Origin of the sequence: Streptomyces sp. NPDC015131 (genome assembly GCF_043079975.1) — a bacterium.
GTDB lineage: Bacteria > Actinomycetota > Actinomycetes > Streptomycetales > Streptomycetaceae > Streptomyces.
Genome location: NZ_JBIBVB010000002.1, coordinates 634068 through 654171, shown reverse-complemented (window position 1 = coordinate 654171; position 20104 = coordinate 634068). Strand labels below are relative to the sequence as shown.

The following is a 20104-nucleotide window of genomic DNA, read 5'->3' as shown; positions in this document are numbered from 1 at the left end:
GCCGTTCCCCTCCGTTCGCCCCCCAGGGGCGCACGGAAGGAGTAGAAGCGAATAAAGTGGGTCAAGAGCCGTGGTGTGTGCCACGAGCACGGGCGGGAAGGTGCCTGGAGTTGCGGCGAGACGGCCCCAAAAGTCACCGTTTCGGCGGTCTCGATCGCCGGGTACTTGCGCGATCCGCCCCGCACGTGTGGACTACGCCCAATGCCACGCGTACGCGCGCGGCCGAAGCACTTTCCAAAGACGATCAGGAGGCAAGCCGTGAGCGCGACCGCGGACCACGCGGAGGAGCGGACCAACCCGGCGGCAAAGCTGGGGTTCGAGCCCGGACAGGTGGTCCAGGAGATCGGCTACGACGACGACGTCGAGCAGGAGCTCCGTGAAGGCATCGAGGCCCTCATCGGCCAGGAACTCGTCGACGAGGACTACGACGACGTCGCCGACGTCGTACTGCTGTGGTTCCGCGACGACGACGGCGACCTCACGGACGCGCTGGTCGACGCCATCGGTCTGATCGACGAGGGTGGGCAGATCTGGCTCATGACGCCCAAGACCGGCCGTGACGGTTACATCGAGCCCAGCGACATCAACGATGCCGCCCAGACCGCGGGCCTCTCGCCCACCCGGAGCATCAACGCGGGCAAGGACTGGACCGGCAGCCGCCTGGCGACGCCGAAGGCCGGCAAGCGCTGACCGGCGCCGGCCCCCGAGGCCGGCCCCCGGCTCCCGGACCGCCGGACCCGTGACCCCCGGGTTCCCAGCCACCAGGGCCCCCGCCGACACCCGTCGGCGGGGGCCCTGTGCGTAGGGTGGGACACCACGGAACCGGCGAAGGGATGCTTCCAGTCATGGCGATCGAGGCGAGCGAGGCGAGCGCGACGACGGCCCCCGCCACGGCGGGAGCCGAGGCGCCGGTCCGGGCGGGAGCCACGGCGCCGGTCCGGGTGGGAGCCCGGGCGCCGGAGTTCACGCTCAAGGACAACCACGGCCGCACGGTCTCGCTCGCGGACTTCCGCGGCGAGAAGAACGTGGTGCTCCTCTTCTACCCCTTCGCCTTCACCGGGGTCTGCACGGGCGAGCTGTGCGCCCTGCGCGACGAGCTGCCCACCTTCGTCAACGACGACACCCAGCTCCTCGCCGTCTCCAACGACTCGATCCACACGCTGCGGGTCTTCGCCGAGCAGGAGGGCCTGGAGTACCCGCTGCTGTCGGACTTCTGGCCGCACGGCGAGGTCTCACGCGCGTACGGCGTCTTCGCCGAGGACAAGGGCTGCGCGGTGCGCGGCACCTTCATCATCGACAAGGAGGGCGTCGTCCGCTGGACCGTCGTCAACGGCCTCGCGGACGCCCGGGACCCCAAGGAGTACGCCGCGGCGCTCGACACCCTCTGAATCTTCGGTCCAAGTGTCTGCTCGCCACGGGAACCGGTCACTAGGATCCAGTCGTTGATCCGATGCCAACGCACCACGGGGGCGCTGCCCCTGGAAACCAATGGAGGGACTCGTGGGAGTCAGCCTCAGCAAGGGCGGCAACGTCTCGCTGACCAAGGAGGCCCCGGGCCTGACGGCCGTCACCGTCGGTCTGGGCTGGGACGTCCGCACCACCACCGGAACGGACTTCGACCTCGACGCCAGCGCCATTCTGGTCAACGCCGAGGGCAAGGTCCGCAACGACCAGGACTTCGTGTTCTTCAATAACCTGAAGAGCGCGGACGGCTCGGTCGAGCACACCGGCGACAACCTCACCGGTGAGGGCGAGGGCGACGACGAGCAGGTCAAGGTCGACCTGGCCGGTGTCCCGGCCGACGTCGCCAAGATCGTGTTCCCGGTGTCGATCTACGACGCCGAGACCCGCCAGCAGTCCTTCGGCCAGGTCCGCAACGCGTTCATCCGCGTCGTGAACCAGGCCGGCGGCGCCGAGATCGCCCGCTACGACCTGAGCGAGGACGCCTCGACGGAGACCGCCATGGTCTTCGGCGAGCTGTACCGCAATGGCGCGGAGTGGAAGTTCCGCGCCGTGGGCCAGGGCTACGCCTCGGGCCTGCGCGGCATCGCGCAGGACTTCGGCGTCAACGTCTGACCCGCCCGCACCATCAGGCGACGGCGGTGGCGTCGCCGCACTGCCCGATCGGGAAGCGTCACGGCCCGCACGGCTGGGCACGCTTCGCGTGAGGTGCCGGGACCGCGAGGTCCCGGCGCGGTGCCGTCCGTCGCCCGGCCGCCGTGCCAGTCGTCCGGCGCCGCACGTCCGCGTGCGGCGCCGGACGTGCCTCACCGCCCGGAAGCCGGGGGAGACCGGAGGCCCGGGGGGACCGGGGTCGCCGGACCGACCGGGGCCCGGGGAGCCGGGAGACCGGGAGCCGGGGAACCGGGGAACCGGGAAACCGGGGGGCCGGGCCGGTCCCGGCGCACCACGCAGCAGCAGATCTCAGGGGAGGACCCACCGTCATGGGCGTCACGCTCGCCAAGGGAGGCAATGTCTCCCTCTCCAAGGCCGCACCCAACCTCACGCAGGTGCTGGTGGGACTCGGCTGGGACGCGCGCTCCACCACCGGAGCGCCCTTCGACCTCGACGCCAGTGCCCTGCTGTGCCAGAGCGGCCGGGTGCTCGGGGACGAATGGTTCGTGTTCTACAACAACCTCACCAGCCCCGACGGCTCCGTCGAGCACACCGGGGACAACCTCACGGGCGAGGGCGACGGCGACGACGAGTCGCTCATCGTCGACCTCCCGAGGGTCCCCGCCCACTGCGACAAGATCATCTTCCCGGTCTCCATCCATGACGCGGAGAACCGGGGCCAGGCGTTCGGTCAGGTCAGCAACGCCTTCATCCGGGTCGTCAACCAGGCCGACGGCCAGGAGCTCGCGCGCTACGACCTCAGCGAGGACGCCTCCACCGAGACCGCGATGATCTTCGGCGAGTTGTACCGGTACGGCGGCGAGTGGAAGTTCCGGGCCGTAGGGCAGGGGTACGCATCCGGGCTGCGGGGCATCGCTCTAGACTTCGGGGTCAATGTTTCCTAAAGCACGTCTCCGGGTTGGTTCAAAGCCCGGCGCGCACGGCGCGGGGGAGACCCGTACTTAACACGATTGGGTAGCCAGTGGTTCTGAAAACCTTCGGCTGGTCGTTCGCCGTCACGGCGCTCGGCCTCGCTTTCACCGCCTGGCAGTGGGGCTGGGAGGCGTTCGGGATCGTACTGATCCTGTCGATCCTGGAGATCTCGCTGTCGTTCGACAACGCGGTCGTCAACGCCGGAATCCTCAAGAAGATGAACGCCTTCTGGCAGAAGATCTTCCTGACGATCGGCATTCTGATCGCGGTCTTCGGCATGCGGCTGGTGTTCCCCGTCGTCATCGTCGCCATCAGCGCCCAGGTCGGCCCCATCGAGGCCGTCCAGCTCGCCATGGACAACCCCGGCAGGTACGAAGACCTCGTCACCGACGCGCACGCGGCCATCGCCGCCTTCGGTGGCATGTTCCTGCTGATGATTTTCCTCGACTTCATGTTCGAGGACCGCGAGCACAAGTGGCTGCGGTGGATCGAGCGCCCGGCGGCCAAGCTGGGCAAGGTCGACATGCTGTCGGTCTGCATCGCGCTGATCGTCCTGCTGGTCACCGCCATGACCTTCGCCACCCAGGCGCACACCAGCGCCGGACACGCCGACAAGTCGGCGACCGTCCTCCTCTCCGGTATCGCGGGCCTCATCACGTACCTGGTCGTCGGCGGCCTGTCCGGCTACTTCGAGGACAAGCTGGAGGAGGAAGAGGAGCGCGAGCACGAGGAGGAGGAGAAGGCCAAGGCGGAGGGCAAGCAGGTCTCCGCGGTCGGCCTCGCCGGCAAGGCCGCGTTCTTCCTCTTCCTGTACCTCGAGGTCCTCGACGCGTCGTTCTCCTTCGACGGCGTCATCGGCGCCTTCGCCATCACCAACCACATCTTCTGGATGGCGCTCGGCCTCGGCATCGGCGCGATGTACGTCCGGTCGCTCACCGTCTACCTGGTCCGCGAGGGCACGCTGGACGACTACGTGTACCTGGAGCACGGCGCGCACTACGCGATCGGCGCGCTCGCGGTCATCCTGCTCGTCACCATCCAGCACGAGATCAGCGAGATCATCACCGGCCTCGTCGGTGTCATCCTGATCGCCGCGTCCTTCCTGTCCTCCGTCCGCCGCAACAAGGCGCTGGCCGCCAAGGGCGAGGAGGAGAAGACCCACGTCGCGGTCTGACCGCCACGGCCCGGCGTGACGATCCGGGCCACGGCCCGTCATGCCCGCGACGGCCACAGCCCGTCATGCCTGTGACGGCCACGGCCCGTCATGCCTGTGACATTCGCCGAGGCCCTCCCACGTGTGGAGAGCCCGGCACCGAGGAACGCTTCCGTTGCGGGGCGGCCGGGATGCTCCCGGCCGCCCCGCCGCGTATGCACGCGTACTCGTGAGGAACCGGACGACTGGGGGTGGGGGCATGGCCTTCTGGGACAGCCTGTGGCGGAACAACGCGGCGACACAGTTCGACTCCGGCAGCGCCGCGTCGAACGCGATCGACCTGACGAAGCGCCGCCCGTCGGTCTCGCTCTCCAAACAGGGCGCGGCGACCGGCAACCTGCGCGTCAACCTCTCCTGGCGGATGCGCACCTCCGACATCGAGGGCCGCTCCCGGCAGAGCGGCCGGCTGCTGCGCCACCCCCTGAAGCTGTTCAAGCCCGACGTGGTGCAGGCGCACACCCAGGGCGTGGTCAACGTGGACCTGGACATCGGGTGCCTCTACGAGCTGAAGGACGGCACCAAGGGCGTCGTCCAGCCCCTGGGCGGCTTCTTCGGCGACCTGAACGCCGCGCCGTACGTGAAGCTCAGCGGCGACGACCGGTTCGGCGCCCCGTCCGGCGAGACGATCTTCGTCAACCTGGACCACCGGGACGCCATCCAGCGTCTGCTGTTCTTCGTCTACATCTATGACCAGACGCCGGCGTTCGACCGTACGCACGCCACCATGACGCTCTACCCGAGCAACGGGCCGCGCATCGAGATCCAGCTCGACGAACGCGCCCCGCAGGCCCGCTCCTGCGCCGTCTTCATGCTGGAGAACGTCAAGGACGAGCTGGTCGTCCGGCGCGAGGTGCGCTTCGTGTACGGCTTCCAGGCCGAGCTGGACCGGCTGTACGGCTGGGGCCTGCAGTGGGGGCGCGGCTTCAAGGCCGGCAAGGTCTGAGGCCCGGCGCCGTCAGCGGCGTACGAACTGGGGACCCATCGGCGGCAGCCGGAAAGCCGGGTCCGGCGCGACGGCGGCCCCGACCGGCTGCGGATAGCCGTACGCGGGCTGCCCCGGACCGGCCTGCCCCGGGTCCTGCCCGGCGGCGCCGCCCTGCGGATAGCCGTAGGCGGGCCCCGGATACCCGTACGCGGGCGGGCCGGCCGGCGGGGGAGGCGCCGTGACCGGCGTACCCGCCGGACGCCCGGGCGCGGCGGGCACCACCGTGGTGGGCGCGGACGCCGAGGTGTCCTCCGGCCCCGGTACGGGAGCGGGGGCGGACGCGCCGGTTCCGGCCGCCGCCGGGCCGCCGCCCGCCTCCTCGCCCTCGTCCACCGAGATCCCGAACGCCGTGGCCAGGCCGATCAGCCCCGTCGGATAGCCCTGCCCGACCGCGCGGAACTTCCACCCCTCCCCGCGCCGGTACAGCTCGCCGCAGATGATGGCCGTCTCCTCGCCGGTCTCCGGCTTCACCTCGAAGACGGCCAGCGGCTCCCCGGCGCCCGGCCCGGCGTCGTACAGCATGATCCGCAGATCCCGTACGCGGTCGAAGGTGTCCCCGTCCGACGACGCCGCGAGGACCACCTGGTCCACCGAGCCGTCCAGCGCCGCCAGGTCCGCCTCGACCGTGTCGGTCAGCCCCTCCGGCACACGCTTCTTCGACAGCCGCCGCACCAGCCCCGACGGGTGGCGCGGCTGGTTGTAGAAGACGAAGTCCTCGTCCGAACGCACCCGCCCGTCCGCGCCGAGCAGCAGGGCGGAAGCGTCCACGTCCGGCACCCCGGGGCCGGGGGTCCAGCACAGGACGGCCCGGACGGCGGCGGCGTCGAGCGGGACGTTCGAGCCCTTCAGCATGGCGTGCGTCATGTCCGACATCCTGCCTGCCCACGCACGCCGCGGACAACGCGGGGGCCGCGCGACAGGGGCGAGAAGCGGACGAGTTACCCGAAGTTCATGACCGGGGGGAACTCGCGACACCCGCCTCTACGTACTATTACCGGCCACATGTCATCAGGGCCGTTACGGCAGTACGGGAGACACGCATGCGTCATTTCGGGCACATCCCGGCCACTGCCCGAGCCGGGCTCTTCCACCGGGAACCCGGCGCCTTCGACGCCGGCTCCCCGGCCCGCGTCCTCGCCGCCGCCCTCGGCGCCACGCTCTACAGCCCCGCCACCAGACCCCGGCTCGCCGACGACGTCCTCAAGCAGGTCGGACGGGGCGTGGTGTCGATGGTGCTGTGCCTGGAGGACTCCATCGACGACGGCGAGGTGGCCGCCGCGGAGGAGAACCTGGTCCGGCAGTTCGCCGACCTGCACGCCCGGGACGGCGCCGAACCCCCGCTCCTCTTCATCCGGGTACGCGAGCCGGAACAGATGGCCGACCTGGTGCGACGGCTCGGCCCCGCCGCCCGGCTGCTGTCCGGATTCGTACTGCCCAAATTCACCGAGGAGCGCGGACGGCCCTTCATGGAGGCCCTGGCCGTGGCCGAGAACATCTGCGGCCACCGCCTCTTCGCCATGCCCGTGCTGGAGTCGCCCGAGCTGCTCCACCTGGAGAGCCGCCCGGCCACGCTCGCCGGCATCGGCCGCCTCGTCGACACGTACCGCGACCGGATCCTGGCGCTGCGCCTCGGCGTCACCGACTTCTGCTCCGCGTACGGGCTGCGCCGCTCGCCCGACATGACGGCGTACGACGTCCAGATCGTCGCCGGAGTCATCGCGGACGTCGTCAACGTCCTGGGCCGCTCCGACGGCACCGGCTTCACCATCACCGGCCCGGTGTGGGAGTACTTCCGCCTCCAGGAGCGCATCTTCAAGCCGCAGCTGCGCCGCAGCCCCTTCATGGAGCAGCGGGCCGACGAGCTGCGCACCGCGCTGATCGAGCACGACCTGGACGGCCTGCTGCGCGAGATCGAGCTGGACCGGGCCAACGGACTGCTCGGCAAGACCTGCATCCACCCCTCCCATGTGCTGCCCGTGCACGCGCTCTCGGTCGTCAGCCACGAGGAGTACAGCGACGCCCAGGACATCCTGCGCCCGGAGCGGGACGGCGGCGGGGTGCTGCGGAGCGCGTACACGAACAAGATGAATGAAGTGAAACCCCACCGCGCGTGGGCCGAGCGGACCCTGCTGCGCGCGGAGGTCTTCGGCGTGGCCAGGGAGGACGTCGGGTTCGTGGAGCTGCTGGCCGCGGGGCTGGTCAAGTGAGTCGACCGAGGGAGAACGGGAACGTGGCGGACTGGTCGGGTACGTGGGTGTCGGAGCGGCTCGGGATCGAGCTGACCGGCGACCCCCGGCTGCGCGAGCTGCTGGGCCTCGCCCTGCGCCGCAACCCCAAGCGGGCGCACCTGCTGGTGTCCCAGGTGCTCGGCAAGCACGTCCCGCAGAGCCCGAACGTCGTCTGGCGAGCCGGCCATGACCTGGGCGTACGCGTACGGGACCTGCTCGGGCCCGAGGAGGCGGCGCGGGCCGTGGTGCTCGGGTACGCCGAGACGGCGACCGGCCTCGGCCACTCCGTCGCGGACGGCCTGGGCACCGCCCCGTACCTGCACTCCACACGCCGCCCGGTGCCCGGGGTCGCGCGGGCGGGCGGCTTCGAGGAGGCCCACTCGCACGCCACCTCGCACCTGCTGCTGCCGGAGGACCCGGAGCTGCTGGCGGGTCCGGGGCCGCTGGTGCTGGTCGACGACGAGTTCTCCACCGGGAACACGGTGCTCAACACCGTGCGTGACCTGCACGCCCGCCACCCGCGCGAGCGGTACGTCGTCGTCGCGCTCGTGGACATGCGGTCCGCCGCCGACCGGGACCGCCTCACCGCCTTCGCCGCCGGGATCGGCGCCCGGATCGACCTGGTCACCCTGGCCGCCGGCACCCTGCGGCTCCCCTCCGACGTCCTGGAACGCGGCCGCGCCCTGGTCGCCGCCCACGAGGCGGCCGGTGGGGAGGGCCCCGCTGCCGGCGCGGCCGGGGCTCCGAGTGCCGCCGCTGCCTCCGGCGTGGGCGGGGCTCCGGGGGAGGGCCTCGCTTCCGGCGGGGAGGCTCCGGGGGCTGGCCCCGCTTCCGGCGGTGACGGGGTCCCGGGGCCCGTGCGGGTGCCCGGGGAGGTCCGCCGCGTCGGGCTCGGGTGGCCGGAGGGCGTCCCGGACGGCGGCCGGCACGGCTTCACGCCCGCCCACCGCGCCCGCCTGGGCGCCGCGCTCCCCGCCATGGCCGCGCGGATCGCCGACGTCCTCGGCCTCGACCGGGGCGGCCGGCCCGGCGAACCGGGTGCCGCCGCGCCCCGGGTGCTGGTCCTCGGCTGCGAGGAGCTGATGTACGCGCCGCTCGCGCTGGGCGTCGCGCTGGAGAACCTCGGCGGGGCCGAGGTGCGGTTCTCGACCACCACCCGCTCGCCCGTCCTCGCTCTGGACGACCCCGGCTACGCGATACGCACCCGGCTCGTCTTCCCCGCGCACGACGCGCCCGCCGACGGACCCGGCGAGCGGTACGCCTACAACGTCGCGGGCGGCGGCTTCGACGCGGTCGTGGCCGTCGTCGACTCGGCCGCCGACACCCCCGCCCTGCACGCCCCGGACGGCCTGCTGGCACAGCTCGCCGCGCACGTCCCGCGCGTCCTGCTCGCCGTCGTCCCGTCCTACGTCCCCGCCGAAAGGGCCCCCATGCTGCCCGAGCCTCTCCGAGGCCCCGCGTTCTCCTCCTACGCGCCCGAGGACGTCGGCTGGCTCCTCCAGGACCTCTCCGGCGTCGAACTGGAGGCCCCGACGGAGGAGCGCGAGGAAGCCATCCAGAGCGGCGGCGCCCACTACGCCGAGTCCCTGCCGGTCGAGTACCAGCCCAGCGACCGCTACCAGGCCCTCTTCCACGCCGCCCTCGACAGCTCCGCCGCCCGGATCGCCCGCGCCGTCGGCACCGTCACCGAAACCGTCCTCGCCGAGCGGTCCCCCCGTCCCGTACTGGTGTCGCTGGCCCGCGCCGGCACCCCGGTCGGCGTCCTCATGCGCCGCTGGGCGCTCCACCGCCACGGCCTCGACCTCCCCCACTACGCCGTGTCCATCGTGCGCGGCCGGGGCATCGACACCAACGCGCTGCGCTGGCTCGCCGCCCACCACGACCCCGCCGACGTGGTGTTCGTCGACGGCTGGACCGGCAAGGGCGCCATCACCCGCGAACTGGCCGCCGCCCTGCGGGACTTCCCCGGCTTCGACCCCGAGATCGCCGTCCTGGCCGACCCCGGCTCCTGCGTCCGCACCTACGGCACCCGTGAGGACTTCCTCGTCCCGTCCGCCTGCCTCAACTCCACCGTCTCCGGCCTCATATCCCGTACGGTGCTGCGCGCCGACCTCGTCGGCCCGCACGACTTCCACGGCGCGAAGTTCTACCGCGAACTCGCCGGCGCCGATGTCTCCGGCACCTTCCTCACCGCCATCACCTCCCGCTTCGACGACGTCGCCGCCACCGTCGACGCCGACGTCAAGGAACTCCTCGCCACCGACCGCACCCCCACCTGGCAGGGCTGGGCCGCCGTCGAGCGGATCAGCGAGGAGTACGGCATCCACGATGTGAACCTGGTCAAGCCCGGCGTCGGCGAGACCACCCGCGTCCTGCTGCGCCGCGTGCCGTGGAAGATCCTCGCCCAGCGCGGCGCGGGCGCCGACCTCGACCACGTACGGCTGCTGGCCGCCCAGCGCGGCGTACCCGTCGAGGAGGCCGACAACCTGCACTACACCTGCGTCGGGCTGATCCACCCCCAGTACACCCGGGGCGCCACCGGCGCCGACGGCAGGGCGGTGACGAACCGATGAGCGCCCTCACCACCCTCGTCGCCAGCGACCTGGACCGCACCCTCATCTACTCCGCCGCCGCCCTCGGCCTGACCATGCCGGACGCCGAGGCGCCCCGCCTGCTCTGCGTCGAGACCTACCAGCACAAGCCGCTGTCGTACCTCACGGAGACCGCCGCCGCCCTGCTGGCCGAACTCCCGCACCACGCCCTGTTCGTGCCCGCCACCACCCGCACCCGCGAGCAGTACCACCGCATCCACCTCCCCGGCCCCCCGCCGCGCTACGCGATCTGCGCCAACGGCGGGCACCTGCTGGTCGACGGCGTCTCCGACCCCGACTGGCGCCGCGAGGTCGACACCCGCCTCGCGGACGAGTGCGCCTCGCTCGCCGAAGTCCGCGCGCACCTCCTCGCCGTCGCCGACCCCGCCTGGCTGCTGAAGGAACGCGTCGCCGAGGACCTCTTCGCCTACCTCGTCGTCGACCGTGCCCTGCTGCCCGACGGCTGGATGAAGGAACTGGCCGCCTGGGCCGCCCCCCGGGGCTGGGCCGTCTCCCTCCAGGGCCGGAAGGTCTACGCCGTGCCGCAGCCGCTCACCAAGAGCGCCGCCGTCCGCGAAGTCGCCCGCCGCGCCGGGGCCGACGCCGTCCTCGCCGCCGGCGACTCCCTCCTCGACGCCGACCTGCTGCTCGCCGCCGACCGGGGCTGGCGGCCCGGCCACGGCGAACTCGCCGACAGCGGCTGGACCGCCGCCCATGTCGGGGCCCTGGAGGAACGCGGAGTGCTGGCCGGCGAGGAGATCCTGCGCCGCTTCAGCTCCGCCGTGCGCCCGACCCCGGCTTGAACACCCGGACCCCGATGAACACCAGCAGCGCGGCGACCGCGACCGTGAGGACCACCTTGGAGTACATCGACACATAGTGGCTGACCTGCTGCCAGTTGTCGCCCAGGGCGTAACCGGCCAGGATGAAGGCGGTGTTCCAGATCGCGCTGCCCAGGGTCGTCAGCCCCAGGAACACCGGCAGCGGCATCCGCTCGATCCCGGCCGGCACGGATATCAGGCTCCGGAAGATCGGGATCATCCGCCCGAAGAACACCGCCTTGGTGCCGTGCCGGCCGAACCACGCCTCGGTGCGCTCGATGTCCGAGACCTTCACCAGCGGCAGCTTCCCGGCGATCGCGACCGTCCGGTCCCGGCCGAGCAGCGCCCCCACCCCGTACAGCGCGAGCGCCCCGACGACCGACCCGGCGGTCGTCCACACCAGCGCGGCGATCAGGTCGATCCGCCCGGTCGCGGACGCGAAGCCCGCCAGCGGAAGGATCACCTCGCTGGGCAGCGGCGGGAAGAGATTCTCCAGCGCGATCGCGAGTCCGGCGCCGGGCGCGCCGAGCGTGTCCATGAGGCTGTTGATCCAGCGTTCCATGGCTCCACGCTAGAGAACGGGAGCTGAAGGCACACTGAAGGAGCCCGCAGTCTTTCCCCTGGGGTTTACCCCCGTACGCGGGGGCCGACCACCCCCATGACGCCCCGGACGCCTCAGCGGAACACCCCGTGACGCCCGGACGCCTCAGCGGAACACCCCGTGACGCCCCGGACGCCTCAGCCGCAGCACCCGCCGCCGCAGCAGCCGCCCCCGCCACCGCCCGCCGACGGAGCCGGCGCGCCGCCCTTCGCCGTACCGCCGACCGCGACGGCCGAAAGCAGCTTGACCGTGTCGCCGTGCCCGGCGGGGCAGGCCGCGGGCGCGGAGGACTCGGCCATGGGACGGTTCAGTTCGAACGTGTCGCCGCAGGTGCGGCAGCGGTACTCGTAACGAGGCATGGCATCAGGTTAACCGCGCGGTCAACGCCCGCCGCCGCCCCGATCCTCTCTGATCATCTCGACCACCCGCGCCACCGTGGCGCGCACCGCCTCCGTCTCGGTCAGGAAGTGCCAGTAGTCGGGATGGCGCCCCTCCAGGCCGCCGACCGCCCGGTCCAGCCGGGCCACCGAGTCGTCCAGCGGACGGGCGTGCCGGGGATCGGGAGTGTTCCGGCCCGCCATGGCCAGCCGCTGGGCGTCGCGGATGGCGAACCGGGTGCGCTCGATCTCCTCCTGCGGGTCCTTGGACACGGCGTTCAGCCGGGCGAGCCGGTCACCGGCGGCCGACACCGCCTCGTCCGCGCCGTTCAGCAGGGCCCGCACGGTCGACAGCAGCGCCGTGGCGTCCGGCCACCGCTGCTCCTCACGCGCCCCGGCGGCCTCACGGAGCTTCTCCTCGGCCCGGCCGACGCTCTCGGCCGCCTGCTCCGGCACATGCTGAAGATCCTGCCAGCAGGCCACACTGAAACGGCGGCGCAGCTCACTGAGGACCGGCTCCACCGACGAGGCGCGGTTGCCGAGCGCCTGCGCACGCGTCCGCAGCGACACCAGCCGCTTGTCGATCTCCGCGGCCCGCTCGGGGAGGCGCTCGGCCTCCGCCCGTACGGCCTCCGCCTCCCGCAGCACCCGGTCCGCCCGCTGCAGTGTCTCGGCAACCCCGTGCTGCCCCGCGCCCTGATTCAGCCGGGTCAGCTCCGGGCCGAGCGCGGCCAGCCGCGCCGCGAGATCGTCGGCACGCAGACCGGCGCCACGCGCCGTGTCGAGCGCGTTGCTCGCGGACAGCAGCGCCGCCCGCGCCCGCTCGACGGCCGGGGCGAGCCGCGCGAGCTGCGTCTCCGCCTTGTCCAGCAGCGGCCCCAGCCCCTGCTCGAACCGGTCCAGCTCGCCCTTCACCCGCACCAGGTCGTCCTTCGCGCGGTTCAGCTCCTGCCGCGCCCGCGAGGCGACCGACGCCTCCAGGTCGTCCCGGTCGAGGTCATGCGCGTCGACGGCGGTGATGTACGCATGGCTCACCTCGTCGATCCGCCGGCCCAGCGCGGCGAACTCCTCCACCGCCCGGCGCGCACCCGGCGACGCGTCCACCGCGGTGATCGTCTCGATCGAGATCCGCAGGTCCCGCTGGGCCGTGTCCAGCTCGTAGAACGCCGCCGCTGCCGCGTCCTTCGCCGCCTGCGCGTCCGCCCGCTGGCTCTCCGCCCGGCCGCCGAACCACCGCCGCGTACCGCCCCCGGCGAACGCCGCCGGCACCACCGAGGCCAGCAGCGGAACCGGCAACAACATCAGCGCGAGCACATCTCTCCCGTACCGCCGCGCGCGTGTCGCCGTCACATCCGCTCCCGTGCCGTGTGTCCGCCCCTGACCGGTTCATTCTCCCACCAGGTAAGGACGAACACACGAGCCCGTCAGTTCGCGCCCCGCACCGAAACTTCTCCGTTCTCGCTCCTCGCCCTCACCGTGTGGCGGCTGTCCCCGTCGGTCGGCACGCCCACCTTCACCTCCCCGTTCCCGCTCCCCGCGTCCACCGCGTACCGCGTGCTCCCGCCCGGCAGTTCCACGACGACGTCGCCGTTGGCGTTCACGGCCTCCACCGAGTCCGGCACCGCGCCGAGCGCCAGCAGCAGCTCGCCGTTGGCCGACCCGGCCACCACGCGCTTCGACGTCCCGCCCTCGATGCGGACGTCCCCGTTCTCACTCCGCGCCTCCACGGCCCCGCCGGCGTCGCGCACGGTCACCTCACCGTTGTCCGACGCCACCGTGAGCCCCGCCCGGAAGCCCTCGGCGGTCACATCACCGTTGTCCCCCTCCACCGACACCGCCACCCCACGCGGCACCCGCACCTCGTGCCGTGACGCGCAGTTGCTCACCAGCCCGTCGCACTCCACCTTCAGCGTCAGCCGGCCGCCCTCCAGCTTCCACACAGGCTCCGGACCGTCCCCGAACACCGTCCACCCGTCGACCTGCCGGCTGACCTCCACGTCCTTCACATCCGCCGCCAGCAGGGTCAGGTCCGCGTCCTCCGCGACCACCACCAGCGACTCGCCCCGGAACGGGAACGCCTTCCGCTCCACCGCCGCCTCGTCGACCTCCGCCCCCGCGCACCCGCCGAGCCCGAGCACCCCCAGCACCACGGCACCGCCCACCACGCCCAACCGCATCCGGCGACCACTCACGACGACTCCCCCTCCGGCCCTCTGCCTGACACCCCTCACGCTACGTGTCCGAAGCGCTCCCCACGATCCGGCCACCCACCCGCCCCGAGGTAGGGCTACCCCCAGCCCCGGACCCCCGGCAGGCCCACGTTTGCAGGATCCACCGGAGGTCCATGTACGCTGTTCACTCACTCCACGGGTGCGTAGCTCAGGGGTAGAGCGCTGCTCTTACAAAGCAGATGTCGGCGGTTCGAAACCGTCCGCGCCCACGCTTTTGACCAGGCATCTGGTCGGAGAAGGCCCAGGTCAGAGCATTGCTCGGCCTGGGCCTTCGCAGTTTGACTACGCGTCAACTACGGTCCGGCTACTGTCTCAAACAGTCTCACTACGCGAGCGCGCCTCCTAAAAATCCCCCAAGGGATCATGAGCGAAGGCCCAGGCTGGGCGCGTATAGAGCGGCGACCCCCCTCCACGAACCGGAGGGGGGTCGCCTTGTGCCGGCGGCGCGCTGACCTGGGGCCGCAAGTGAGCGCCCGCCGACACGTCTTGGGGGGTTAGACCCTTCTCCTTGCCGGATGGATGCAGGATCAACCGCTGAGTCACCCGAAGGGGTGAACGGGTGTTCGAATTGCGCACGCTACACCCGGCCGGGCGGCGGGTGTAAGGCCGTCCGGCTGCCCATATGGAGCTGTCTCTTCCGGTGGTCTCGGCTGCATGGTTCCAGGTCGTAGTACATGATCACAAAATGCGCCAGGGTTGGCGCTGACAAAGGATCATGGGAGCAGCAGCGTTAACGGGTGTCCGCTGATCAACCCGAGTGGGTCTTGCAGTCCCGCCGGGAACTCGGGCGCCGCGTACAGACCGCCCGCATGCATGCCGACCTCACCCAAGAGGAGCTGGAAGAGAGGACGGGCATCGGGCGCCGGACGATCCAGCGCATCGAGTCAGGCGCTAACGACGCCAAGATCAGCCACCTCCTGCTCATCGCCCGCGCTGTGGGCGTGTCGATCCATGACCTTCTGCCGTAGCCCGCTCAGGCGTGTGCCCCGCGAACGGACCTGACATTATCGTGGCGCATATTCCACGCTACGAAAGTGCGCGATGCAATAGTTGTCGTGTAAATCGTGAGCGCCCCGTGTGAAACGGTGACGCTCGGTATCCGCCCGCCGGGTCCGCCGAACCGGCGGGCGGAGCCTTAGAGGCAGCAGGGGCCGGCGTATACGGGCGCGTCGAGGTCGCAGGCTCCGTACTGGCCGCGGGTCACGCCGACGTACCGGCCGCCCTCCCAGATCGGCGCCCCGCACCAGACGCAGTGCGTGCCCGCGTACTGGCCGTGTGTCAGCTCCTCGGGCGGCGGGATCTCGCGCTCGCCCTCTGCCGTGCCTGCCGTGGCGTCGGTAGCCTCGTCCATGCCGTCAGCCCTCCAGCTGGTGGCCACGCCCCCGGGTCGGTGCCGCCGGCCGCGGGGGTCCTTGCTGCTGGTGGTATACCGCAGTAGACCGCACTTTACTGCGGTCGCGTGGTGTACCGCAGTTACCTAGCGTCAACCACATGAGCAAGGATCTTGACCGGACGCGGGCCCTCTGGCGGCAGATCGCCACGGTGATCGAGCAGCGCATCGAGGACGGCACATACCCCGTCGGCAGCAGGGTCCCCTCCGTGGTCGAGCTGTCGACCGAGTTCGGAGTCGCCGCGGCCACCGCGCAGAAGGTAATGGCGCACCTCAAGCGGGAAGGTGCCGTCCGGACGGAGGTCGGGCTGGGTACCTTCGTCGCCGACCGACCGGTCAGCTAGCCCGCGCCCTACCGTGCGCCTTAAGCCCTCGGTTCGGCTACCCTCTGCTCGTGACGGTTAACTATCAGTCCCTCGCTAGCGACCTAATCGCCCGCACGGAGCGTGCAGTTGAGGGCGTTGCTCACATCGCAGCCGACACCGATATCACCTTCAGGGTCGATGACATCGTGGACGCGGTGGAGCGAGGGCTGCCCGCTGGCTATCCCGCACCGACGATGGGTGACGTATCGCGGCGTGACATGATCGCGGAGATGGCGCGGGATATCCTGAGTGGAGAGATGTACAAGGATCGGTGATCCGTCAGACCGGCGCCGTACCCTGTGGGCATGACTGGGGTGGGGCGTACCGCGGACGAGCTGAACGCCGAGATCCGCGCCTTGTGGCCGGCGGGCGCGGAGCAGCCGCTGGACCGTGACCGCTACGAGCGGCTGCTGGTGGAGTGGGCGGAGGCGGCCCGTGCCGAGCGCGGCGAGCAGCAGCTCGCGGCGTAGGATCCGGCCGTGGCAATCGAACTGAGCGACGAGCTGATCCAGCTTGAAGAGCGCGCGTGGGCGGAGATCCAGGCCGGGGCGCTGACCGTGGAGACGGCTCTGGCGGTGCAGCGGGCGGTCGTCGCCCACGCGGAGGCGACCGGGCAGGAGCGGCTCGCCGTCGAGACGGAGCTGAAGAGCGGGTTCGGCACCCGGAGCCGGAACCTGCAGCATGACGAGCGGCCCGCCCCGTGAGGGGGCGGGCCGTGATCCCCGCTAGCGCGGGGCCCAAGAGATCCGTGCTCATCTAAACCGGATCATCCCCGCCGGGGCGGGGCCAACGGATCCCTACTCATGCAAACGGGATCACCCCCGCCGGGGCGGGGCCGATCTCACTATAGCGGGCGCGGGCGCCCGGCGGGGGGCTATCGGGAAAGGTCGGTCCGGGCGCCCTGGCCCGGCCGGGCGGCGTGTGCCGCCTGCACCTGGTCCGCCGCGTAGAGGGACTCTCCGCCCCGCCCCGGGGCCCGGCCCTCGCAGGGTAGCGCCCACAAGCCCATCTGCCGGCGCGCGCTGGCCCTCGCGGTGGCCGGGGTGCCGGAGTACCCCAGGTACTCGGCGATCCGGCTGATCGGCCACAGCTCCCGCTCACGGGTGCGGTAGGCGTCGATGGTGTCCTCCAGCCACTCGGGCTGGCCCTGTACGTACCGGTCCGGCGCCGGCAGGTGCTTGGCGCGCCGCAGGGTGTCCCACCCGTGCGGCGTGAGCCCGAGCGCCCTGATGGCGGCGTCGCGGGTCAGGTACCGGTCCGCGGCGGCTGCCGCACGCGAGGGCACCGGCCGGTCGACGCTGCGGCCGTAGACGTGCCAGCCGACGGGGATCTTCCGGGCCTCGCCTTCGAGGTAGGCGACGGCGGACCGGGTGGCGTCGTGGGGGTAGGTCGACCAGCCGCGCCACGACATCAGCTCACCGGAGTCGGACTCCATCAGCACGTCGGTGCGGGTGCGCAGCACGCTCTGGGCGACGGCCTCGGCCAGGGCGCGGGCGCGCGGGGTGAGGGCGTCGAGGTCGACGTCCTCGTAGACGAGGTCGTCGTCTCCGTCGGGGTCGGGGGCGCGCAGGCTCAGGCTGACGGTGGTCATCGACAGGTCCTCCGTGTGTGGGTGCGGTCAGGGCTGACGGATGCGGGCGGCCAGGTAGCGGGCGTATTCCAGACGTTCGGCGGCGTAGACGTAGCCCTGGGCGGCGTCGGTGCGGGTGCGGCCGGAGGTGAACAGGTTGAGCTGCTCGTGGGCGTGGGCACGGTCGTCGTCGCTGGTGGTGGGGTCGAGGACTTTCGTGGTGAAGCTGAAGACGCGGTCGGCCTCGCGGGCCGCGGTGCGGGCGGCGCAGGTGCCGCTGCCGCGGTCGCGCATTGCGCCCTCGCGCCAGGCCGGGGCGCATCCGCGCTGCGGGGTGAGGCGGGCAACGAGGTCGCGGGCTTCGGCGGCCTGGGCGGTGTAGTCGGTCATGGCGGTGGCCTTCCTGGTGCGCATCGCGCCGATGGCGATGCGGCGGGCGAGTGAGGCGGAGTTGATGACCCACCGGCCGGCGGTCTTTGTGGCGGCGATGACGCCGCGGCGGCACCAGGTGCGGATGGTGATGACGGTGACCTGGGCCTGGAGTGCGGCGGTGGTGGTGTTCATCGGGTCCCCCTCGGTGGCGTACCCCCACTATGACTCACGATGAGTACAAGTCGCAAGAGGGTTGGCCCGAGAACATAGACTCGAACTTGTGTCCGATAATCCGTCCCGTCTCGACCTGCTCCGGTTCCTCGAGCGCGTCCAGCTTCAGCAGCTCGACCAGACGCGCCGCTGGATCGAAGCCGAGCAGCGGCGGCAGCAGATCCAGGCCCGGACCGCGCCGCCGCCTCCGCCGCCGTACCGGATTCAGCGCGGCCTCACCGCCGAACGCACCCCCGTCAAGGTCCACCTCGGCGACTGCGCGCTGGCCAAGAAGGGCGTCGGCTGCGACGAGCACGATGCGCGGCGAGCCATCGTCGAAGGCGTCGAAGCGTGCGCCATCTGCCGGCCGGACTGCGAGCTCGGGATGCTGGACTGAACGCAGAAGCCCCTCCCGACGTGGGAGGGGCCTTGATCGCTGACCTACACCGGGCAATGGGGACCGGGTCAGCCGGCAGGTTCGGCGAGGTGCACTCGGAGGCCAGGGCCACCGCACGCCGAACGGAAGCTGCCTACACCACCAACCGTGGACGGTTCAGCCGCTACTCCCAGTGTGGCACGGAGGGCTGACAACCGGCCCGGGTTCCGCCTACTGTGGCCGCACCCGCATCGAGGAGGCGACATGCGACGCGACAGCATCTGGGGCTGACCCCACACGACAACGCCCCCGCAGCTGGTCGGCTGCGGGGGCGTTCTTGCGTCGTGGCGAGCTAGCGCGGCAAGCGGGAGACCATGTGCCCGACAGCCAGGGCCCAAGCGAAGTAGGCGGGCGCCCAGAGCAAGGCGGCGTTCCCCGTCACCAGCCCCGCACCCCAAAGCGCAAGCGACGCTACCCCGAGGACCGCAAGTATCGGGATGGCGAAACGGCGGAGCTGCTGCCACAGGCGCTCGTTGAACCGCCAGTACGCGCGCGCAGTAGAGACGATGACACTCACGACAGCCTCCTCGGGGTGTGTCCTCAGTGTGGCAGGCGCCGCGAACTACCAGTGATCTACCAGCTCGTGCAGATCTAGTAGCTCGCAGGCGGGCGACCAGCGCATAACGTCTTGTTACTGGCTACAGCCCGATGTCCTCGCTGGCGGCGTCGGTCCACTTGTCGGCTTCGCGGATGTAGCCCCAGAAGGCGGGGCTGTTCTCGGCGTGGCCGGACTGGGCGCGGATCTTCTCTTCGCGTTTCCCGGCGACGCGGCTAGTGGTGATGAACCCGGCTCGCATGCTGTGGCCGGTGAGTCGGACGGACAGCCCGGCGCGTTCGGCGTTGCGGGCGATGATCTCGCGGACGGCTTCTGGTGACAGGTGCCCGGTGCCGAGGTTGCCCCAGACGTCGATGGCCACGAACGCGGGTCCGCTGGTGATGCCGGACGCGGAGCGCCAGGTGAGCCAGGCGCGGACGGGACAGGTGTCCGGGTTCTTGCCGGAGTGGACGACGACGTCGCGGGGCGGTCGACCCTTCACGGCGGGCACGTGGACCTCAAGCCCCTTGCTGACGTGGACGATGCCGTCGGCGCGGAGGGAGGCGACTTCGGCGGAGCGTCCGGCGATACCGAAGGCGAGGAGCCAGAGGGCGCGGTCGCGGAGGCCGGCGAGCCCGGCCGGGATGGCGGCGCCCATCTGCTGGAGCTGGGCGGGGGTGACGGCGGCGGCCTTGCCCCGGCCGCGTGCCATGCGTTCGGGGTCGTTCTTCAGGGGCTTGAGGGCTTGACGGGCGGCGACGGTGGCGGCCTTGGGTACTTCGACGCCGTGTTCGTTCCGGGCGGTGACGGTGACGCCGGTGATCCTGCGGTCGATGCTGTTGGGTGCGGCGAGCTTGATGGTGTCGAGCCAGACGACGAAGCCGACGAGGGTGCCTTTGGTGACGGCGGTCACCGGCAGCGGCTGGCCGGTGCGTTCGGTGAGCCAGCCGTGGAATTCTTCCCAGAGTGTCCAGTCGTTGGCGTAGCCGCGCTTGGTGTTGTGGGGGCGGATGGCGTCGAGGTGCTTCTCGGCCGCCTCTTCCATGGCGGCGAGGACGGCGAGCGTCGCAGCGTCGTAGACGGCGGGGGTGGCGTCCAGCCGGTGCGGGACGAGGTCGGTCACGGTCTCTC

At 71.5% G+C, this 20104-nt stretch carries 25 protein-coding genes and 1 tRNA gene; 16 read left to right on the top strand and 10 right to left on the bottom strand.

The annotated features are described in order from the left end of the window. The first annotated feature begins 258 nt into the window (after nt 1–258). The 6 genes from ACF08D_RS08590 to ACF08D_RS08565 all read left to right on the top strand — a co-directional run bounded on the left by ACF08D_RS08590 (nt 259) and on the right by ACF08D_RS08565 (nt 5204). Complete coding sequence (locus tag ACF08D_RS08590) at nt 259–690, top strand: DUF3052 domain-containing protein (protein ID WP_392221818.1); 432 nt, start codon at nt 259–261, stop codon at nt 688–690. A gap of 155 nt (nt 691–845) precedes the next feature. Beyond that, on the top strand, nt 846–1388 hold the full coding sequence (locus tag ACF08D_RS08585) for a peroxiredoxin (RefSeq protein ID WP_392221817.1): 543 nt from the start codon (nt 846–848) through the stop codon (nt 1386–1388). Between the two features lie 112 nt (nt 1389–1500). Further along, the gene (locus tag ACF08D_RS08580; protein WP_392221816.1) at nt 1501–2076 is read left to right on the top strand and encodes a TerD family protein; all 576 of its coding nucleotides are present in this window, start codon (nt 1501–1503) and stop codon (nt 2074–2076) included. A gap of 368 nt (nt 2077–2444) precedes the next feature. Continuing rightward, the gene (locus tag ACF08D_RS08575; protein ID WP_392221815.1) at nt 2445–3020 is read left to right on the top strand and encodes a TerD family protein; all 576 of its coding nucleotides are present in this window, start codon (nt 2445–2447) and stop codon (nt 3018–3020) included. Nucleotides 3021–3097: 77 nt separating this feature from the next. Next, complete coding sequence (locus ACF08D_RS08570; protein ID WP_392221814.1) at nt 3098–4222, top strand: DUF475 domain-containing protein; 1125 nt, start codon at nt 3098–3100, stop codon at nt 4220–4222. Nucleotides 4223–4460: 238 nt separating this feature from the next. Continuing rightward, nucleotides 4461–5204, top strand: a complete 744-nt coding sequence (locus tag ACF08D_RS08565; protein WP_392221813.1) for a Tellurium resistance — start codon at nt 4461–4463, stop codon at nt 5202–5204. 12 nt (nt 5205–5216) lie between these two features. Here the strand turns inward: ACF08D_RS08565 and ACF08D_RS08560 are convergent, their stop codons facing one another. Next, nucleotides 5217–6119 (bottom strand): TerD family protein, encoded by a 903-nt coding sequence (locus ACF08D_RS08560; protein ID WP_392221812.1) that lies wholly within the window; start codon nt 6117–6119, stop codon nt 5217–5219. Nucleotides 6120–6286: 167 nt separating this feature from the next. Here ACF08D_RS08560 and ACF08D_RS08555 point away from each other — a divergent pair, with 167 nt between their 5' ends. From ACF08D_RS08555 to ACF08D_RS08545, 3 genes are read left to right on the top strand one after another with little or no spacing between them, the layout of a single operon-like run. Beyond that, the gene (locus tag ACF08D_RS08555; RefSeq protein WP_392221811.1) at nt 6287–7453 is read left to right on the top strand and encodes an HpcH/HpaI aldolase/citrate lyase family protein; all 1167 of its coding nucleotides are present in this window, start codon (nt 6287–6289) and stop codon (nt 7451–7453) included. 23 nt (nt 7454–7476) lie between these two features. Continuing rightward, the gene (locus ACF08D_RS08550) at nt 7477–10047 is read left to right on the top strand and encodes a phosphoribosyltransferase (protein WP_392221810.1); all 2571 of its coding nucleotides are present in this window, start codon (nt 7477–7479) and stop codon (nt 10045–10047) included. Beyond that, the gene (locus ACF08D_RS08545) at nt 10044–10868 is read left to right on the top strand and encodes an HAD family hydrolase (protein ID WP_392221809.1); all 825 of its coding nucleotides are present in this window, start codon (nt 10044–10046) and stop codon (nt 10866–10868) included. Before ACF08D_RS08550 ends, ACF08D_RS08545 begins: the two co-directional genes overlap by 4 nt. Here the strand turns inward: ACF08D_RS08545 and ACF08D_RS08540 are convergent. The 4 genes from ACF08D_RS08540 to ACF08D_RS08525 all read right to left on the bottom strand — a co-directional run bounded on the left by ACF08D_RS08540 (nt 10837) and on the right by ACF08D_RS08525 (nt 14056). Continuing rightward, the gene (locus ACF08D_RS08540) at nt 10837–11448 is read right to left on the bottom strand and encodes a DedA family protein (RefSeq protein ID WP_392221808.1); all 612 of its coding nucleotides are present in this window, start codon (nt 11446–11448) and stop codon (nt 10837–10839) included. The genes ACF08D_RS08545 and ACF08D_RS08540 overlap by 32 nt on opposite strands. 176 nt (nt 11449–11624) lie before the next feature. Next, nucleotides 11625–11846 (bottom strand): zinc ribbon domain-containing protein, encoded by a 222-nt coding sequence (locus ACF08D_RS08535; protein WP_392221807.1) that lies wholly within the window; start codon nt 11844–11846, stop codon nt 11625–11627. Between the two features lie 21 nt (nt 11847–11867). Beyond that, nucleotides 11868–13166, bottom strand: coding sequence for a hypothetical protein (locus tag ACF08D_RS08530; RefSeq protein ID WP_392222338.1), 1299 nt, complete (start codon nt 13164–13166; stop codon nt 11868–11870). A 122-nt stretch (nt 13167–13288) separates the two neighbouring features. Next, nucleotides 13289–14056, bottom strand: a complete 768-nt coding sequence (locus tag ACF08D_RS08525; protein WP_392221806.1) for a DUF4097 family beta strand repeat-containing protein — start codon at nt 14054–14056, stop codon at nt 13289–13291. 176 nt (nt 14057–14232) lie between these two features. On the opposite strand from ACF08D_RS08525, the gene ACF08D_RS08520 reads away from it, so the two are divergent. After that, a tRNA-Val gene (locus ACF08D_RS08520) sits at nt 14233–14304 on the top strand. Between the two features lie 528 nt (nt 14305–14832). Beyond that, nucleotides 14833–15063 carry a helix-turn-helix domain-containing protein gene (locus ACF08D_RS08515; protein ID WP_392221805.1) on the top strand — a complete coding sequence of 77 codons (231 nt, stop codon included), beginning with the start codon at nt 14833–14835 and terminating at the stop codon, nt 15061–15063. Between the two features lie 167 nt (nt 15064–15230). Here ACF08D_RS08515 and ACF08D_RS08510 read toward each other — a convergent pair whose 3' ends face one another. Further along, nucleotides 15231–15446, bottom strand: a complete 216-nt coding sequence (locus tag ACF08D_RS08510) for a hypothetical protein (RefSeq protein ID WP_392221804.1) — start codon at nt 15444–15446, stop codon at nt 15231–15233. A gap of 140 nt (nt 15447–15586) precedes the next feature. Here ACF08D_RS08510 and ACF08D_RS08505 point away from each other — a divergent pair, with 140 nt between their 5' ends. Genes ACF08D_RS08505 through ACF08D_RS08490 form a run of 4 tightly spaced genes read left to right on the top strand, consistent with a single transcriptional unit; the run spans nt 15587 to nt 16554 of the window. After that, entirely contained in the window at nt 15587–15829 is a 243-nt protein-coding gene (locus ACF08D_RS08505; protein ID WP_392221803.1) for a GntR family transcriptional regulator, read from the top strand. Nucleotides 15830–15879: 50 nt separating this feature from the next. Further along, nucleotides 15880–16125, top strand: a complete 246-nt coding sequence (locus ACF08D_RS08500) for a hypothetical protein (RefSeq protein WP_392221802.1) — start codon at nt 15880–15882, stop codon at nt 16123–16125. Between the two features lie 30 nt (nt 16126–16155). After that, nucleotides 16156–16320, top strand: coding sequence for a hypothetical protein (locus tag ACF08D_RS08495; protein WP_392221801.1), 165 nt, complete (start codon nt 16156–16158; stop codon nt 16318–16320). A gap of 9 nt (nt 16321–16329) precedes the next feature. After that, nucleotides 16330–16554 carry a hypothetical protein gene (locus ACF08D_RS08490; RefSeq protein WP_392221800.1) on the top strand — a complete coding sequence of 75 codons (225 nt, stop codon included), beginning with the start codon at nt 16330–16332 and terminating at the stop codon, nt 16552–16554. Nucleotides 16555–16724: 170 nt separating this feature from the next. On the opposite strand, the gene ACF08D_RS08485 is transcribed toward ACF08D_RS08490, so the two are convergent. Both ACF08D_RS08485 and ACF08D_RS08480 read right to left on the bottom strand, forming a co-directional pair. Then, nucleotides 16725–17441 (bottom strand): hypothetical protein, encoded by a 717-nt coding sequence (locus ACF08D_RS08485; protein ID WP_392221799.1) that lies wholly within the window; start codon nt 17439–17441, stop codon nt 16725–16727. Nucleotides 17442–17468: 27 nt separating this feature from the next. Beyond that, nucleotides 17469–17984, bottom strand: a complete 516-nt coding sequence (locus tag ACF08D_RS08480) for a hypothetical protein (protein WP_392221798.1) — start codon at nt 17982–17984, stop codon at nt 17469–17471. A gap of 88 nt (nt 17985–18072) precedes the next feature. Between ACF08D_RS08480 and ACF08D_RS08475 the strand changes: the two genes are divergently transcribed. Then, on the top strand, nt 18073–18399 hold the full coding sequence (locus ACF08D_RS08475; protein WP_392221797.1) for a DUF6233 domain-containing protein: 327 nt from the start codon (nt 18073–18075) through the stop codon (nt 18397–18399). Between the two features lie 331 nt (nt 18400–18730). Here ACF08D_RS08475 and ACF08D_RS08470 read toward each other — a convergent pair whose 3' ends face one another. Then, nucleotides 18731–18955, bottom strand: coding sequence for a hypothetical protein (locus ACF08D_RS08470; protein WP_392221796.1), 225 nt, complete (start codon nt 18953–18955; stop codon nt 18731–18733). A 121-nt stretch (nt 18956–19076) separates the two neighbouring features. Next, the gene (locus ACF08D_RS08465; RefSeq protein WP_392221795.1) at nt 19077–20096 is read right to left on the bottom strand and encodes a hypothetical protein; all 1020 of its coding nucleotides are present in this window, start codon (nt 20094–20096) and stop codon (nt 19077–19079) included. Nucleotides 20097–20104 lie beyond the last annotated feature (8 nt).